General features: G+C 53.5%; 14 protein-coding genes. 11 read left to right on the top strand and 3 right to left on the bottom strand.

The features are described 5' to 3' along the window. The first annotated feature begins 83 nt into the window (after positions 1-83). From WC392_02815 to WC392_02770, 10 genes are all read left to right on the top strand, one after another. On the top strand, positions 84-1580 hold the full coding sequence (locus WC392_02815; protein MFA5241289.1) for a class I SAM-dependent DNA methyltransferase: 1497 nt from the start codon (positions 84-86) through the stop codon (positions 1578-1580). Positions 1581-1603: 23 nt separating this feature from the next. Further along, on the top strand, positions 1604-3085 hold the full coding sequence (locus WC392_02810) for a class I SAM-dependent DNA methyltransferase (GenBank protein MFA5241288.1): 1482 nt from the start codon (positions 1604-1606) through the stop codon (positions 3083-3085). A 67-nt stretch (positions 3086-3152) separates the two neighbouring features. Next, a complete protein-coding gene (locus tag WC392_02805) occupies positions 3153-3482 on the top strand; it encodes a type II toxin-antitoxin system RelE/ParE family toxin (GenBank protein ID MFA5241287.1) in 330 nt (109 codons plus the stop codon). Then, the gene (locus WC392_02800) at positions 3475-4584 is read left to right on the top strand and encodes an ImmA/IrrE family metallo-endopeptidase (GenBank protein MFA5241286.1); all 1110 of its coding nucleotides are present in this window, start codon (positions 3475-3477) and stop codon (positions 4582-4584) included. Before WC392_02805 ends, WC392_02800 begins: the two co-directional genes overlap by 8 nt. A 1-nt stretch (position 4585) precedes the next feature. Beyond that, a complete protein-coding gene (locus WC392_02795; protein ID MFA5241285.1) occupies positions 4586-4861 on the top strand; it encodes a hypothetical protein in 276 nt (91 codons plus the stop codon). Then, positions 4858-6801 (top strand): AAA family ATPase, encoded by a 1944-nt coding sequence (locus tag WC392_02790; protein ID MFA5241284.1) that lies wholly within the window; start codon positions 4858-4860, stop codon positions 6799-6801. Before WC392_02795 ends, WC392_02790 begins: the two co-directional genes overlap by 4 nt. Then, positions 6798-8468: an ATP-dependent helicase gene (locus tag WC392_02785; protein MFA5241283.1), complete on the top strand. Its 1671-nt coding sequence runs from the start codon at positions 6798-6800 to the stop codon at positions 8466-8468. Before WC392_02790 ends, WC392_02785 begins: the two co-directional genes overlap by 4 nt. Beyond that, positions 8465-9628: a restriction endonuclease subunit S gene (locus tag WC392_02780; protein ID MFA5241282.1), complete on the top strand. Its 1164-nt coding sequence runs from the start codon at positions 8465-8467 to the stop codon at positions 9626-9628. The genes WC392_02785 and WC392_02780 overlap by 4 nt, the downstream gene beginning before the upstream one ends. Next, the gene (locus WC392_02775) at positions 9625-12606 is read left to right on the top strand and encodes an HsdR family type I site-specific deoxyribonuclease (GenBank protein ID MFA5241281.1); all 2982 of its coding nucleotides are present in this window, start codon (positions 9625-9627) and stop codon (positions 12604-12606) included. Before WC392_02780 ends, WC392_02775 begins: the two co-directional genes overlap by 4 nt. Before the next feature lie 165 nt (positions 12607-12771). Beyond that, on the top strand, positions 12772-14223 hold the full coding sequence (locus WC392_02770; protein MFA5241280.1) for a hypothetical protein: 1452 nt from the start codon (positions 12772-12774) through the stop codon (positions 14221-14223). Between the two features lie 47 nt (positions 14224-14270). On the opposite strand, the gene WC392_02765 is transcribed toward WC392_02770, so the two are convergent. Further along, on the bottom strand, positions 14271-14891 hold the full coding sequence (locus tag WC392_02765; protein MFA5241279.1) for a recombinase family protein: 621 nt from the start codon (positions 14889-14891) through the stop codon (positions 14271-14273). Between the two features lie 251 nt (positions 14892-15142). Between WC392_02765 and WC392_02760 the strand changes: the two genes are divergently transcribed. After that, positions 15143-15328, top strand: coding sequence for a hypothetical protein (locus WC392_02760; protein ID MFA5241278.1), 186 nt, complete (start codon positions 15143-15145; stop codon positions 15326-15328). A 60-nt stretch (positions 15329-15388) separates the two neighbouring features. Here the strand turns inward: WC392_02760 and WC392_02755 are convergent, their stop codons facing one another. Continuing rightward, a complete protein-coding gene (locus WC392_02755) occupies positions 15389-15853 on the bottom strand; it encodes a hypothetical protein (GenBank protein MFA5241277.1) in 465 nt (154 codons plus the stop codon). Beyond that, the gene (locus WC392_02750; protein MFA5241276.1) at positions 15825-16916 is read right to left on the bottom strand and encodes an integrase domain-containing protein; all 1092 of its coding nucleotides are present in this window, start codon (positions 16914-16916) and stop codon (positions 15825-15827) included. Before WC392_02750 ends, WC392_02755 begins: the two co-directional genes overlap by 29 nt. Positions 16917-17320 lie beyond the last annotated feature (404 nt).

Here is a 17320-nt window from a genome sequence, read left to right as displayed (position 1 = left end):
GCCATTTTCATAAAATTGGCCTATATTCTGCATCTAAATGGGAGATAATCCCATCCGAATACTTGAGATCGATAGGCCCGTTTTTGTCTTCACAAACAGTTACTCTAAGCCAGCTAGAATCCCACCTCTGGGAGTCCGCCAACATCCTGCGTGGCCCGGTGGACGCGGCTGATTTCAAGACCTACATTTTTCCACTGCTGTTCTTCAAACGTATTTGCGATGTATGGGACGACGAATACGCCGAGATCGTTGCAGACACAGGCGATGCCGAACTTGCCTTGTTCCCTGAATCCCACCGCTTTCAGATTCCTGACGACTGCCACTGGAATGACGTGCGTGCCGTGGCCACAAATGTGGGCAACGCACTGCAACGTGCCATGCGCGAGATTGAAAAGGCCAACCCTGATACCCTCTATGGTGTATTCGGCGATGCCCAGTGGACCAACAAGGATCGTCTATCTGATCCGCTCCTGAAAGACCTCATTGAGCACTTCTCCAGGCTGCCGCTGGGCAACCACAACGTCACCTCGGACTTGCTTGGCGACGCCTACGAATACCTCATCAAGAAATTCGCCGACGCCACCAACAAGAAGGCCGGTGAGTTCTATACCCCGCGCAGCGTGGTTCGGCTGATGATCGAGATGCTCGATCCCCGGGAGGGCGAGACCATCTACGACCCGGCCTGCGGTACCGGCGGCATGCTGCTCGCTGCCGTCCAGCACGTGAAGGAACTGCACGGTGACGTGAAGCGCCTGTGGGGCAAGCTCTACGGCCAGGAAAAAAACCTCACCACCTCGTCCATCGCCCGCATGAACCTTTTCCTGCACGGCATCGAGGACTTCCAGATCGTGCGAGGCGACACCCTGCGTAACCCGGCCTTCTTCGATGGCGACCGCCTCGCCAACTTCGACTGCGTCATCGCCAATCCGCCATTCTCACTGGAAAAATGGGGCGAGGAACAATGGATCAATGACCCATTCGGCCGTAACTTCGCTGGCCTGCCGCCTTCCAGTAGCGGGGATTTCGCCTGGGTGCAGCACATGGTCAAATCGATGGCCGAGGTTAAAGGGCGCATGGCCGTTGTGCTGCCGCAGGGCGCGCTATTCCGCAAAGGCGCTGAAGGCAGCATTCGCCAGAAGCTGCTGGAGATGGATCTGGTAGAAGCCGTCATCGGTTTGGCACCGAACCTTTTTTACGGCACCGGCCTCGCTGCGTGCATTCTGGTGCTGCGGAAGAAGAAGCCGGCCCAACGATGCAAAAAGGTCGTGATCGCTGATGCTTCGCGCCTGTTCCGGCGTGGACGGGCACAGAATTACCTGGAGCCTGAGCACGCGCTGGAAATCCAGCGCTGGTTCGAAAATTTTGAGGACGTGCAGGACGCCGTGCGCATCGTCAGTCTCGACGACATCAAGGCCGAGGACTGGACTCTCAATATTTCCCGCTACGTGCTGCCGCCATTGCAGGAGGACATTCCGCCCCTGCCGGAAGCCATTGCCGCATTCAAGGATGCACTCACCCGCTGCCGCGAAGCCGAGGATCGCCTCGCTAAAGTAATGACCGAGGGAGGCTGGCTGCAATGAGCGCCCGGATCACCCAACAAGAATTGGAAAGTTATCTCTGGGGCGCCGCTGTCCTGCTGCGCGGCCTCATCGACGCTGGTGACTACAAGCAGTTCATCTTCCCGCTGCTGTTCTTCAAGCGCATCTCGGATATCTGGGAAGAGGAATACCAAGCCGCGTTGGCCGATTCAGGTAGCGATCTCTCCTATGCAGAGTTTGCCGAAAACCACCGCTTCCAAATCCCCGAAGGCGCGCACTGGAAGGATGTACGCCAGTCACCGAAAAATGTCGGCATGGCCATCCAGACGGCCCTACGCCAACTGGAGGCTGCCAACCCTGACCTGCTTGCCGGCATCTTCGGCGATGCGCCCTGGACCAACCGCGAGCGCCTGCCCGACGAAACCCTCAAGAATCTGATCGAGCACTTCTCGACCCAGACGCTTTCGGTTGCCAATGTGCCCGAGGACGAACTCGGCAACGCCTACGAATTCCTCATCAAGAAGTTCGCCGACGACTCCGGCCACACCGCCGCCGAGTTCTACACCAACCGCACCGTCGTCCACTTGATGACACAACTGCTCACGCCCCAAGCCGGCGAGTCGATCTACGACCCCACTTGCGGCACCGGCGGCATGTTGATTTCGGCACTGGCCGAGGTCAAGCGTAGCGGCGGCGAATACCGCACCCTCAAGCTCTACGGCCAGGAGCGCAATCTCATCACCTCCGGCATCGCGCGGATGAACTTGTTCCTGCATGGCGTCGAGGACTTTCAGATCATCCGGGGCGACACCCTGGCCGATCCCAAGCATATCGAAGGCGACCGCCTGCGCAAGTTCGACGTGATCCTGGCCAATCCGCCTTATTCCATCAAGCAATGGGATCGCACGGCGTGGGAGAAGGACAAGTGGGGCCGCAATTTCCTCGGCACCCCACCCCAGGGCCGAGCCGACTATGCCTTTCAGCAGCACATCCTGGCCAGCCTCAGTGACAAGGGCCGCTGCGCCGTTCTCTGGCCGCACGGCGTGCTATTCCGTAACGAAGAACAAACCATGCGCGCCAAGATGGTCGAGCTGGACTGGGTAGAGGCCGTGATCGGCCTCGGACCGAACCTGTTCTACAATTCACCTATGGAATCCTGCATTGTCGTCTGCAACCGCCGCAAACCAGCTGCTCGCAAGGGCAAGGTGTTGTTCATCGATGCCTTGAGCGAGGTGACGCGGGAACGGGCGCAAAGCTTTCTCACACCCAAGCACCAGGATCGCATCCTGCAAGTTTTCCAGGCCTTTACTGCCGAGGCAGGCTTCTCCGAGGTGGCGACCGCGAAGCAAATTGTTGCCAACGGCGCGAATCTGTCGATTCCGCTGTATGTGAAACGGAACACCACGACAACCAATGCCGATGGAACCGCACACGCGACACTGTGTGCAACCTGGGCGCAGTGGCAAACGGATGGCAGGGCATTCTGGCAACAGATGGATAGCCTGGTGGAAACGCTGGATGGATTAGTTACCGACCGGCCTCAATAGAAAATGCGGTGGGCGCAATTAAATTATTTACCTAGTAGGTAAATTTATATAGAATGGCGAGGTTCACTTGGAGATTCACTTCAAGGACAAAAAGATTCGAGAGTTATGTGAGAAGCGAGCTGTCGCCGAGAAAAAACTCGGTGCAGTTTGTGCGCGCAAATTAAGGACACGGCTGGATGACTTGGATGCGGCAGGCCGGGTAACTGATTTAACTGCGGGCAATCCCCATCCACTTAAAGGAGATCGTTCGGGCCAGTTTGCTCTCGATTTAGCAGGTGGTTGGCGGCTTGTGTTCGCTCCCGACCATGATCCTTGTCCCGTTCGCGATGATCTGTCCATTGACTGGTCACAGGTCACAATCATCTGCATCGAATTTATTGGAGACTACCATGAATGATTTGGCAGCCCCATTCGCACCTGACTGGGTTTCACCACCGGGTGACACCCTTCTCGACATCATCGAAGAACGTGACTGGACCCAGGCCGAGTTGGCGCAACGATTAGGCTATACCACCAAGCATGTTAACCAGCTCATCAAGGGCAAGGTTCCGCTCACTGAAGATGCCGCCATTCGACTGGAACGTGTAGTGGGTAGCACCGTTGGCTTCTGGCTGGCACGCGAAGCAAAATATCGTGAGCGCTGCGCTCGCCTCGAAGCAGCAGAGAAATTTACTGGTTGGATAGACTGGCTCGACCAGTTGCCAATTAAAGAATTGATGCATGCAGGTGCCATCGAGAAACGCCGTGTAGATGCAAAATCTAAACCTGGCCTGGTGGAATCGTGCCTGCGCTTTTTTGGCGTTGCCTCTCCTGAAGAGTGGCAGAGCCATTATGGTCAAATGCAGGCTGCATTTCGCCGTAGCAGAGAGGAGCAAAGCGATGTCGGCGCTATCTCTGCCTGGTTGCGTATGGGCGAGCAAGAAGCCGAAAAGCAAGATGGTCCGAAATATGACCGAGCTCGCTTTGAGGCGGCCCTCACTGAGATCCGCGCACTGACCAATCTTGATCCAGAAGAATTCCAGCCCCATTTGCACACCCTGTTCCGTCAGGCAGGCGTGGCTTTCGTTCTGGTTCCGGGCATCCCCAAAGCACATGTTAGTGGGGTTGCGCGGTGGCTCAATCCTCATCGTCCGTTAATCCAGCTCTCCCTGTATGGCAAAACCAACGACAAGTTCTGGTTTACCCTGTTTCACGAAGCAGCTCACGTCTTGCTGCATGCAAAAGAGAAAAAATCGGTTTATCTGGATGACCCGACTAAAGCGGGAGCGGATTCTGTGGAAGAGCGTGAAGCCAATGACTGGGCTGGAAATTTCTTAATCCCTGATCGCTTTGTACCTCAATTGATAGGTCTGCGCACTAAGGCAGCCGTATGTGATTTCGCAGGAAAAATTGGCATTCACCCTGGCATCGTGGTTGGCCGCCTCCAACATGATGGACTGATTGACCCATCTTGGATGAATGATTTGCGTGTGAGTTTTCGTTTTATAGCAGCCGAGTAGCATGCCTAAGGCTAATTGGCGCAAGGTCAAATTCGGAGAGGTAGTGCGCCTTTCCAAGACGCGCTGCCAAGATACGCTGACCGAGGGCTACGCGCGCTTTGTCGGGCTGGAACACCTGGAGCCTGGCGATCTTCGGATTCGTAGCTGGGGCAATGTGGCAGATGGGGTGACTTTCACCAGCATGTTTAAACCGGGGCAAGCGCTGGTATTTTCGCGGCACATCAATTCACTGATCGTAATGATGGCCTGTCTTGCAGCGGTACGGAGCGCCCGATGAAGCTTCAAAGTATCCGCTTATCAAACTTCCAGTGCTTTGGCCCTGAGCCAACTGAGCTGAGCCTTGAAGGCCTGACCTTTCTGATTGGGCCAAATGGCTCCGGCAAGACTGCCGCTATGCAGGCGCTGTGTCGCTTGTTTGCTTTTGACCCAACGTTGAGACGCATCCAAAAGGCTGATTTCCACGTTCCTCATGATGAGGTGGAGATACCGGACGAGCGAGACCTCTGGATCGAAGCCGATTTTCTGTTTCCAGAGCTGCTGGATGATGCCGGAGAGCACCCTACGATTCCCGCTCATTTTGGTCACATGCGTCTGGATGATGCGGAGGGCATTCCACGTGTTCGCTTTCGTCTCGATGCAAGCATGGGAGTGGCTGGAGATATCGAAGACACGCTTCGATATGTACTGGACTTAAATGAGGATGGTTCGCCCCTGACCATAGCGCCTGTTCCGCGTGCCGAGCGCAATAACATCCAGATTCACTACCTACCAGCAAGACGTGACCCAGCGGAGCACATCGCTTTCAGTACGAATGCCTTACTCGGCCGTTTGTTGCGGGCAGTGAATTGGGATGCTGAGCGGGAATCAATTAAGAGTTTGACCGACCAGATCAGCGAAAGCTTGGCTGGAAACGTATCAGTCGACTCACTCAGTAACAAACTGACCAGTGCCTGGAAGGGATTGCACAAAGGCAGCTATTTTGCTGACCCGTCGATCACCTTCATGGCAAGCGAAATCGAAGCGCTGCTGCGTCATCTGTCAGTATCGTTCTCGCCAGGCCACGACGAGAAATTGGTAGATTTCTCGCGGCTGAGTGATGGTCAGAAATCCATGCTCTATCTGTCATTGGTTCTTTCTTCCCAAGCCATAGGGCGTTCGGTACTCAGCGGAGAAGATGACACCTTCGACCCAGACAAACTTAAACCTGCCGTATTCACGCTTGTTGCGGTGGAAGAACCCGAGAACAGCCTTTCTCCACATTATCTGGGCCGCATTGTTTCTGCCTTAGCGAATTTAGTTGGCAAGGCTGATGCACAGGCGCTTATAGCCACCCATGCCCCGTCCATGCTGCGCCGTGTATCGCCAGAAAGCATTCGCTACTTGCGCCTGACGGAGACACGTCAAACACGGGTAACAGGGGTTGAAATGCCGCCAGCTGCACATGAGGCCCACAAGTTTGTTCGTGAGGCGGTACAGGCGTTTCCAGAGTTGTACTTCTCGCGATTGGTGGTACTTGGCGAGGGTGACAGCGAAGAAATAGTGCTCCCACGCATATTGAAAGCAAAAGGCGTCCCAGTCGATGAATCCGCCATCTCGGTCGTCCCGCTCGGTGGTAGGCACGTCAATCATTTCTGGCGTTTGCTTAGCGCGCTCAACATCCCATTCATTACGCTCCTGGATCTGGATCTGGCGAGACACCAAGGGGGATGGGGAAGAGTCCGTTATGTTGCCAACCAGCTTAAAACCTACTCACCTGGAATCATGTTTCCTTCGGTCGGCAAGATAGATGAGATCCCTGAGTGGAATAGCGCTGAATGGAAGTTACTCGAGGTCGAGTCAGATGCCAAATACGTCAACTACCTCAAAGAACTTGAGAGCCTAGGAGTCTTCTTTTCCTCTCCTTTGGATTTGGACTTTGCGATGGTTAAGTGTTTTCCTGTGGCGTACGAGCTTGATGAAGCCGATCGAGTTCTGCCAGAAGACAGCAAAATCAAAGCTGTTCTTGGTGACAGCTATCACGGTGTCGACCAATATTTAGAAGACGAGCAGAAGCTCTTCATCACCTACCAAAAACGTTTCAAGCTCGCCAGCAAACCGGCTGCCCACATCAACGCTCTCTCCAAACTGACGGACGAAGAATTGCTGGCAAACATGCCGCCTTCACTTGGCCGTCTCGCCGATGCTGTAATCACCAAGCTTGCGGAGTTGCCTGAATGATCAGGCAGGAAGACTGGCTGCCCGCCGATGGCCTAACGCTGGAGCCCAATGCACTACGAGCCGCCACTGAGGGCGAACGCTGCCTTGCCCTGACCGCTGGCCCAGGCGCAGGAAAGACTGAAATGCTCGCGCAACGTGCAGACTTCCTGTTGCGAACAGCCACCTGCCGCTATCCCAATCGCATCCTCGCCATTTCGTTCAAGGTCGATGCCAGTCGAAACCTGAAGGAACGGGTACGGCGAAGATGTGGCGCTGACCTTGCTGCCCGATTCGACAGCTACACCTTCCACGCTTTTGCAAAGCGCATCATCGACCGCTTTCGTCCGGTACTCACCGGGCATGACGCACTTGATCCAGACTACAAAATCGGCGATCGGAAGGTCACGCGTAGACAAATTGAATTCAGCGATCTCGTTCCCCTGGCGATTCAAATTCTCGAAACATCGCAGGTGGCCCGCAACGCAATCCGCAAGACGTATAGCGATGTCTTTTTGGATGAGTTTCAGGACTGCACCGACAAGCAATACGAACTGGTCAAGCTGGCGTTTCAAGGGACGTCGATTCGCTTGACTGCCGTGGGGGATATCAAACAGATAATCATGGTCTGGGCTGGCGCGCTGGAGGGGGTCTTCTCGACCTTCGCCGCCGACTTCAATGCGGTCCCCCTGAATCTGTACCTCAACTTTCGCTCGAAGGCGCGACTCCTGCGTATGCAGAACGAGATTATTCGGGTTCTGGACCCCGCCGCCATGATGCCGGACGAGCAGATCGTCGGCGAAGAAGGAGAAATTTATGCTAGGGGTTTCGATACCAGCCAACAAGAGGCCGAGTACCTGGCCGACCTGATTGTAAGCTGGACGCGTGATGAGTGCATACCGCATTCAGAAATTGCCGTACTGGTATCAAAGCAACTCGATCTATATGCTGATCTGCTAATGGCCGAGCTTGGAAAGCGAGGCATACCCTACCGTAACGAGCAACAACTCCAGGATATCTCGATTGAACCGGTAGCAAGACTAATTGTTGATTACCTGTTGTCGCTATACGGCTCGCGAGAACCCGCAGCGTGGCTACGTCTGATGGATCAATTGATCCCGTTTGCCGACGATGCGGAGCAAGCCGATATGCGGCATGACTGGCAACGCTTCATCAAATCTGAATGCAAGGAAGCTGCAATACTCGATCTGATTGACGACAGGTGGCCAAACGGATGGATATTTGTTGAGAATTTCCTGAAGAAAGTGGGCATTAGCAACCTGACGGCATTGTCTCCAGATTACGAGCCCAAAGCTCGGCTTAAAGAAGTGATTCAGGAGACAAAGATACGGATCGAAGATCAACTCAAGGTCGAGCCTGATTTGTTAAAAGCCTTGGCCAGATTTTCAGATGACCGGGCAGTTCGCATTCTGACCATCCACAAGAGCAAGGGTTTGGAGTTCGACTCGGTGATTATCTTGGCCGTGGAGAATGAGATATTCTTTGGGAATCAAGACGAAAATCGTTGTGCTTTCTTCGTCGGCATATCACGAGCGAAGCGCCGCCTCGTACTGACATTCGCAAATCAGCGGCCTAGGCCGGCCGGGTGGACAAGGCGATGGAATGTCACTCGACATTCTCAAGACGAGTATCTTGGATATGCCGCGCCGTTTTTGAGCAATGAACCATGAATGATCCAAAGTTAAAACCCGGCTGGCGCAAGGTGAAGTTCGGCGACGTAGTGCGGCTATCCAAGTCGCGCTGTGCGGATCCATTGTCTGAGGGCTACGAGCGGTTTGTCGGCTTGGAACATCTGGAGCCCGGCGATCTGCGGATTCGCAGTTGGGGCAACGTGGCGGACGGGGTGACTTTCACTAGCGTGTTCAAGCCGGGGCAGGTGCTATTCGGCAAACGCCGCGCTTATCAGCGCAAGGTAGCGGTGGCTGATTTTTCAGGGGTATGTTCGGGTGATATATACGTGCTGGAGAGTTCGGACGCAAACGTTTTGCTGCCAGAGTTGTTGCCGTTCATTTGTCAGACCGATGCGTTTTTCGATCATGCAGTAGGCACATCGGCGGGCAGCCTGAGTCCGCGCACCAACTGGACGAGTCTGGCGGGTTTTGAGTTTTCACTTGCTCCACTATCAGAGCAAACAAGAATTGTTGAACTTCTGAAGGCCATTGAATACGCCAGTGCTGCGCATCAGAGCATTGGGGCATCAGCAGATCGGCTGATCCGTGCCTTGCTGAGTGATGTACTCAATCGCGAATGGCCAATTGTCGAACTTGGCTCGGTAGTGCATGGGACCCAATATGGTCTCTCAATCAACGCCGGATCGGACGGGCGATATCCGATGCTACGGATGATGAACCTCGAAGAGGGCCTCTGCGTTGAGAACGACATCAAATATGTAGATCTCAATGACAAGGATTTCGAATCTTATCGTCTTGTCCGTGGGGATGTGCTCTTCAATCGAACCAATAGCTACGAATTGGTCGGCAGGACTGGAGTGTACGAGCTCGAAGGCGATCACGTCTTCGCATCTTACTTGGTTCGAATCAAGACACTTCCTGAGAAACTCGAGCCACAGTTTCTCACGCTTTACTTGAACTCTGATTTCGGACGTCGACAAGTTCTTGCATATGCGACGAAGGCCGTGAGTCAGGCAAACGTCAACGCTAGCAATTTGCTTCGTGTTCAGTTACCGCTGCCGCCGCTGGATGAGCAACAACGGTTGCTGAACGAGATAGAGAAAGCAAAGTCGGCAGAAAAGGCTGCGCTTGCTCGGCGCTCCTCTTCTGAGGGAATGAAGAAACTACTGCTCGCAGAAATTGCAGGGAGGGATAAGTGAGTTCTTTCAATGAATCCAACACCGTCGAAGCTTACCTCCACGACCTGCTCTCCGGCCCGGCTAAGCCTGTCGCGGTCAACGTCGCTCAGGAGCCGGAAAGCAATTACGGCCGCGCCCATAAAGGCCTCGGCTGGCGCCGTGTCGCCAGCGCCGACATTCCCCGACAGCCTCAGGAAGTGTTGGTCGAGCGCTGGGTCCGCGAGGCGCTGATTCGCCTCAACCCCGAAATCACCGCCCAGCCAGACCGAGCCGACGAGGTGCTCTACAAACTGCGCGCCGTCATTCTCTCAGTGCGCTCCGACGGTCTGATTCGCGCCAACGAGGAAATGACCGCCTGGCTGCGCGGCGAGCGTTCCATGCCTTTCGGCCAGAACAACGAACATGTGCCGGTGCGGTTGATTGACTTCGACAACCTTGATCAGAACCAGTACGTCGTCACTCAGCAATTCGTCTACCGCGCTGGCAGCGCCGAGCGCCGGGCTGATCTGGTATTGCTGGTCAATGGCCTACCGCTGGTGCTGATCGAGGCCAAGACGCCGACGCGCTCGGCGGTGAGTTGGGTCGATGGCGCGGTTCAGGTGCATGACGACTATGAGAAGTACGTGCCGGAACTGTTCGTCTGCAACGTGTTCTCGGTGGCCACCGAGGGCAAGGAATACCACTACGGTTCGCTCGGACTGCCGGTCAAGGACTGGGGGCCGTGGAATCTGGATGCGGATGGCGGCGACTCGCAGCGGCATCCTTTGCATGGTCTGAAGCTCGCCGCCGAAAGCATGTTGCGGCCCCATGTAGTGCTGGACATTCTCTTCAGTTTCACCCTGTTCGCCACCGACAAGAAGCAGCGCCGCATCAAGATCATCTGCCGTTACCAGCAATATGAAGCCGCGAACAAGATCGTCGAGCGAGTATTGGCCGGCTACCCGAAGAAGGGCCTGATCTGGCACTTCCAGGGTTCCGGCAAGTCGCTGCTGATGGTCTTCGCAGCGCAGAAGCTGCGCCTGCATCCCCGATTGAAAAATCCGACGGTGCTGATCGTGGTGGATCGCATCGACCTCGACACCCAGATCACCGGCACTTTCACTGGGGCCGATATCCCTAATCTGGAGAAGGCCGAGACACGCGACAAGCTGCAACAACTGCTGGCGCAGGACGTGCGCAAGATCATCATCACCACGATCTTCAAATTCGGCGAGGCCGATGGCGCACTCAACGAGCGCAGCAACATCATCGCCCTGGTGGACGAGGCGCACCGCACCCAGGAAGGCGACCTTGGCCGCAAGATGCGTGATGCGCTGCCGAATGCCTTCCTCTTCGGCCTGACTGGCACGCCAATCAATCGCTTCGACAAGAATACCTTCTACGCCTTCGGCGCCGACGAGGATACCAAGGGCTACATGAGCCGCTATGGCTTTGAGGAGTCAATCCGCGACGGGGCGACGCTGAAGCTGCACTTCGAGCCGCGCCTGGTGGATTTGCATATCGACAAGGCCGCCATTGACGCGGCGTTCAAGGAGATGACTGGCGGCCTCTCCGACCTGGACAAGGATAACCTCGGCAAGACCGCTGCCAAGATGGCTGTGCTGGTAAAGACGCCGGAGCGTATCCGGTACGTGTGTGAGGACATCGTCCGGCACTTCCAGAGCAAGGTGGAGCCGAATGGATTCAAGGGGCAGATCGTCACCTTTGATCGGGAATCATGCCTGCTCTACAAGACCGAACTGGACAAGCTTCTGCCGCCCGAGGCAAGCGATATCGTGATGACGGTGAATGCGAACGAGCCCCAATATAAGGCATTCTCGCGTAGCCGGGATGAAGACGAACGGCTGCTCGACCGCTTCCGCGACCCCAACGATCCGCTGAAACTGCTGATCGTCACGTCCAAGCTGCTCACCGGCTTCGACGCACCGATCTTGCAGGCCATGTATCTCGACAAGCCACTGCGCGACCACACGCTGTTGCAGGCCATCTGCCGTGTGAACCGAACCTACTCCGAACAGAAAACCCACGGTCTGATCGTAGACTACCTCGGTATCTTCGACGATGTGGCCAAGGCGCTGGAGTTTGATGATAAATCCATACTCTCTGTAGTCAGCAACATCCAGGAACTCATGGACCGGTTGCCGGAGGCGATGCAGAAATGCCTGGCTTTTTTCGCTGGTGTGGATCGCACGGTTGAGGGCTACGAAGGTCTGATCGCCGCCCAGCAATGCCTGCCCAACAACACGGTGCGCGATAACTTCGCTGGTGAATACAGCGTGCTCGGTAAGCTTTGGGAGGCGATTTCGCCCGATCCAATTCTCGGTCAGTACGAGAAGGACTACAAGTGGCTGTCGCAGGTGTATCAGTCGGTGCAGCCCTCCAGCGGCCACGGCAAGTTGATCTGGCATTCCCTCGGCGCGAAGACCATTGAGCTGATTCACCAGAACGTGCATGTCGATGCTGTGCGCGATGATCTTGATACGCTAGTGCTGGATGCCGATTTGCTTGAGGCGGTGCTATCCAACCCCGACCCGAGCAAGGCTAAGGAAATCGAGATCAAGGTGGCGCGGCGGCTGCGCAAGCATCTTGGCAACCCGAAATTCAAGGCGCTATCGGAACGGCTGGATGCTCTGCGGGATCGCTTCGAGTCTGGCGTATTGAATAGCGTGGAATTCCTCAAGCAACTACTCCAGATCGCCAAGGAAGTGTTGCAGGCCGAGAAGGAAATCCCTCCCGAGGAGGACGAGGATCGCGGCAAGGCAGCGCTGACCGAACTGTTCAACGAGGTAAAAACTGCCGAGACGCCAATCATGGTTGAGCGCGTGGTGGCGGATATCGACGAAATCGTGCGTTTGGTTCGCTTCCCCGGCTGGCAGGACACCCTGGCCGGTGAGCGCGAAATCAAGAAGGCGCTGCGCAAGGCGCTCTTCAAATATAAGCTGCACGCCGACGAGGAGCTGTTCGAGAAGGCTTACAGCTATATCCGGCAGTATTACTGAGCGAGCACTGATGCGGACCCTAGCGAGCTGCACACTGAGCTGATTTTAATGAACCGGCCAAGTATGACCCACAGCGCTGCCATACATATCGACTCATCTCGGAAAAGAATAATCTCGCAGTCGAGACGCGATCTGGAGTTCATCTGCAAGCAGATTCTTAGATTCTTGAAAATGCCGCACAAGCAGCTATTTGCGCATTATCGGAAGAATCGTCACGACGCTTTTTGCACTATCCCACACCCAGATGGAAAAGGGCAACTTCAATGCGGTTCACTTGCGTGGGAAAAGTTTGGCAAGCTTGCAGGACGCGTTATTGAATTCGAACCAACGCTGGTACAGCGAGCCAGCGAAGAGCGCGTAATGCAAGAAGTTATTGATGCTTTTGTGCAGCGAGTGCTGAGAGATCATCAAGAAATTGACCAAAAAACAGCAGAACAAATTCTGGTTGATGCCGCAGAAAAATCAACGCAATCACTCCAAATCACGGAACACTACCTCCCTTGCATACTGTTTCTCCATGGGAAACCTGATGAGTTCAGTATTGGTCCAATTACTTTCGTCAGAAGGAAGAAATTTTTTCAGGACAAAAAGCAAGTTCACCGAAGAAGCGTAGAAGCGGAGATTGCCTCTCATATAGAGCACGTAGATAAGCGTGTTGAACAAGGCTTTCCGCGCGAGCGGGCGGCCACAGTTGAACAGTCAAAATATCTAGTGAGAGGGCTTCATGCACGCGCAATTAAAACGTATCGTGGCTACCCTTGGATAGCTGAAGTGCGGATTATCAATTGCGACCATGAAGTTTCAGAAAAGCTTGCAGCAAAGGCTATAGAGACCGCACTTAATGTTATTCGTATCCTAATTGGGGCGGATCGTACCAGGCGACTGAGGTTGGCATGGTCGCGAGGAGATGCTTTACGGACAGCCGGTTTGTGGGCCGATGCACGGGGCGTGATTCATGCCCAAATCGGGTCGAGCAGTATCGGGCCAGTTGGGTTTGAGAACTGGTACGAAGCGTTGACTCAAGGAGGTGGGCATGAGCTACAAGTATTGGGATCAGCGCTAGCGCCACTTGTGGACCCTCATGAAATTACTCACTTACATGAGCGGTTCATTGATGCGATCAATTGGTTTGGAGATGCCGCTACTGACACAGAATCCACGGCTAGCGTGGTTAAGTATGTTTCTGCAATAGAGCGGCTACTTTTTGGGAAGTTTGACAGGGGTCACAAGACTGAATTCGCGAGCCGCATAAAAATATTATGTAATTTATTTGGTTATGAAGATGACGTGCAGGTATATGAAGACGCACTGCAAGTCTACAACGCACGCTCGGCACTGCTGCATGGAGATTTGTCCCCGAGAGATAAAAAGTCGCCAGAAATAGCCTTTCTGGCTGAAGAGCTGAGTCGACGTTGTATCTTATGTGCTGCCCAGCTATATCCAATGATGTTAATGGCATACGATAATCCGGGGCCTGACCGACTGGAATATGTTTTCAAAAAGATTGGGAAGGAAGGGCTTGATTGGCTTGCAAAGGAGGCTAATTATACAAAGGCCCCCCGATCTGCAGCCTCGGGTGAGGCTGCTGTTAACTGTGGTAGGTCCGATTTAACCTGACAGCCACACCCATTAAGCTTGGGGAGCATCAGATTGGGGCACGGCTACTACAGATGAGTACCTGGGTCGAACAGCCGATTTCGCCCCAGCCATGCCCGAAGGGTTGGCCGACTAACCCCAACCAGCTTGGCGATTGCAGTGCCGTTGATCCCCAGTTTCAAGTAGCGCTCAATCTCTACTCGCTTGACGTCAAGCTTGTAATTTTTGGCTATGGCGCCCTGTGGCCGGCCGAGTCGCTTACCAGAAGCCCTCCGCTTTGCCAGAGCCTCTTTTGTCCGCATAGATATGAAGTCACGCTCAATCTCGGCAGCGAGGCCAAGAATCGTCGCAGTAATCTTGGCCTGCATGGAATTGTCGAATCGCAGTCCATTCTTGACGACGATAAGTGAAATTTTCCGTTCAGCTGCAAGCTGGAGAATCTCCAGGACTTGCAGCGTCGAGCGTGCTAGGCGGCTGACCTCGGAAACGAGGATCACATCACCCTTGTCTGCAGTGGACAACAACTCTCCAATTTTCCGCGTCCGCCAGTCCACTCGGCCAGATGCCGTGTCTTCGAGGACAGCATCTGGATCAATTCCTTGCGCGTCGCAGTACTCAAAAATTCCATGCTTCTGGTTTTGCGCATCCTGAGCGTCGGTTGAAACCCTCAGATAGACATAAATTGCCATTTTTTCCTCCTCTGAAAAAAACTAACCATGTCAGGATTTAAATTTACCGAGGTGCGATAGGTTTTTCTGTTTTTTTGTTAGCCATGTATTGGGAAGAAGAAACGCTGGTTATTTTTTGCCAGCGTGGAGCTTTCGCTGCCCTTTACGGACGCCATACATCAATCTGTGTGTATTGATGAACAAACATCCATTGGTTTTTTCAAACACGACAGGTTGAGTTTGCTAACGTGGGCAACAGGAGAAAATATAAAATGACCGTTACTTCCAACGAATTTATTCAACTTGTCGTCAGTGCCATTGTCGGTGCTGGACTGGCTGTGCGAATGAGCCGGGAAGGCTTAAGCCTGTCCAATCCGGAGACCAGACGTGCAGCGTTCGAAACACTGATCTTCAATTTTTCTCTCTGGACTTGTGCCATCTGCCTGATTTTCAGCTAAGCGTCACCATTTTTACTGGCTCTGGTGCCAATGTCATTTACTCAACAAACGAATTACTGCCTAACAAGGAAGCTGATTTATTGAAGGTTCTTGCATAAGCAATTCTTCCTCCGAAACCAGAAGGGCGCCAACCATGTTATCAACCATTTCCAAAGTAATAATATCGTCTGGACTATAACCTTTACATACCTGCAGCGCGGCGACCCGTGAGACATATTGCACATCTAAATCCCACGGTTTACCCTCGAATGCCATCAGTCGAGCATCTTCCAAGCGATTGCCCAAAGCCTGCCGAAGGACCCATCTTGTCGCATCGGCAAAAGAAACATTCACTTCCTCGGCAAACAAGTCGATCAATAGAAATAAAGCCCAATCTTCTTCACAGTCTTCGAAAACCAGTTTCAACACCGGGCTTTTATCATAGAGAAGCCCAAACCAATCCATCTTGATCCAATAAAGCAGATCCGGCCCGTGGCTTGCTTTTCCCTTGAATTTTTTAGCTTTTGAATTTTTCTTTTTCTTCATTTTGTATCTCCTGGTTGAATTTAAGCTGTTCTTGAGGTGCATCAGAGGTAATTGGTGTCTTGCGTGGACGTAATTGATGCCCAAGGCTTCCGCAATACATGCCGGTGACGGCCTCACGAAAATGGCCGGCCTCAAGAGACAGCGCAAGCATTGCGCGTTTATATTCAAAGCGATTTTCCGGGAGCGCGGCCCCACCCTTGATTGGTGCGGGCAATCCAACGTAGTGCTCATATTCATCCTGCAGGAACCCGTGACGGAGCCCGTGCGGAGAAACCCCCATCAAATCGTGCGTAGCACCCAAGCGGCGCATCAAATAATAAAAATGGGCCTGCGCCTGGCGCCAGGTCTTGCCTGGCCAACGAAGCTGGGCATTAAGATGCGGACCAATGAGTTCTTTGGAAAAATCGATAATTTCACGCTGCCGATCGCTCCTGATTGGCACCATGCGATGTTTGCCCCCTTTGGTCCCATCGGTAACATAGAGATGCTCATCTCCCTGCGCCGTCGCTCGCCACGGACGCAATTCGATTGATTCTTTTGTCCGTAGGCCAAAATAGCGCTGAAAGCTGAGGTAGAGCCAAAGTCGCTGGTCGACCTCTTTAACCTTTTCAAGGAAAAGCGGAACGTCAATCCCATGGGCTTCCCAGGAAAGATCTATAGTGGCGCCAGTTCGGCGGATTAGATGCTCACGGCCGCCGCAGTACACGCTGATGTCTTGAACAAGGTCTCGCTTCCCAGTCCAACGCGCGAATTCCCTGAAATTTGAGATAAGCCCATGCAGTGTTTTTGGTGCAAGCTCTTTTTGCTGCCAATATTCTGCTAGTGCATGCAGATGTTTTTGCTTCAATGCAGTTGGACTGCTTAAATGGAAGCCAAGCAGGTGCAATTCTGCGAATGATCTTCGAAGGTTGTTTCTTCTTTCCTGACGTGTTTTGGTGCTGCAATCTCTGGAAATAACATTTTTTTCAGCATGCACTTTCCTGTTGTGCTGATTAAAAATGCGCTCCAACTCGTCCCGAAATGATCGCGAAAGGACTCGATCCGCAAGCGACACTCTGCTCATAAATATCCCTCCGCGATGAAGTCAAAATATTTGTGCAGGTGATTGGCAGGTTCTAAAAATGGCCGGAAATTAAATAGATTCGCTGGCCTTGATGTGCGTCTGGTTTTGCCTGGTAAATGTTTCATCGTTGTCGCTCAAAAAATGAGATTCAACGATATCGCCATGAACTAAGTCAGGACAATGGGGAAATAACGCAAAAAAATGGGGTTTAACAGCAGATTTGGGCGTGCTGCCTAAAATATTTTGTTCGAAAGTGTTTTTGTCTAGGCGGATTCAGGAATTTAATGCAATTTTGTGTAACGAGGATTGAGCGAGTGGGGAGCGCGGTAGCACCCATGTTTTTGACTGCCCAGTCAAAACAGCAGAAATGGACCACCCACTTCTGTTATGCAGCAAAGTTCACA

The sequence above is a fragment of the Sulfuricella sp. genome (genome assembly GCA_041651995.1).
Taxonomy (GTDB): Bacteria; Pseudomonadota; Gammaproteobacteria; order Burkholderiales; family Sulfuricellaceae; genus Sulfurimicrobium.
The sequence above is the reverse complement of the archived record's forward strand: the minus strand, read 5'-3'. Positions and strand labels throughout refer to the sequence as shown.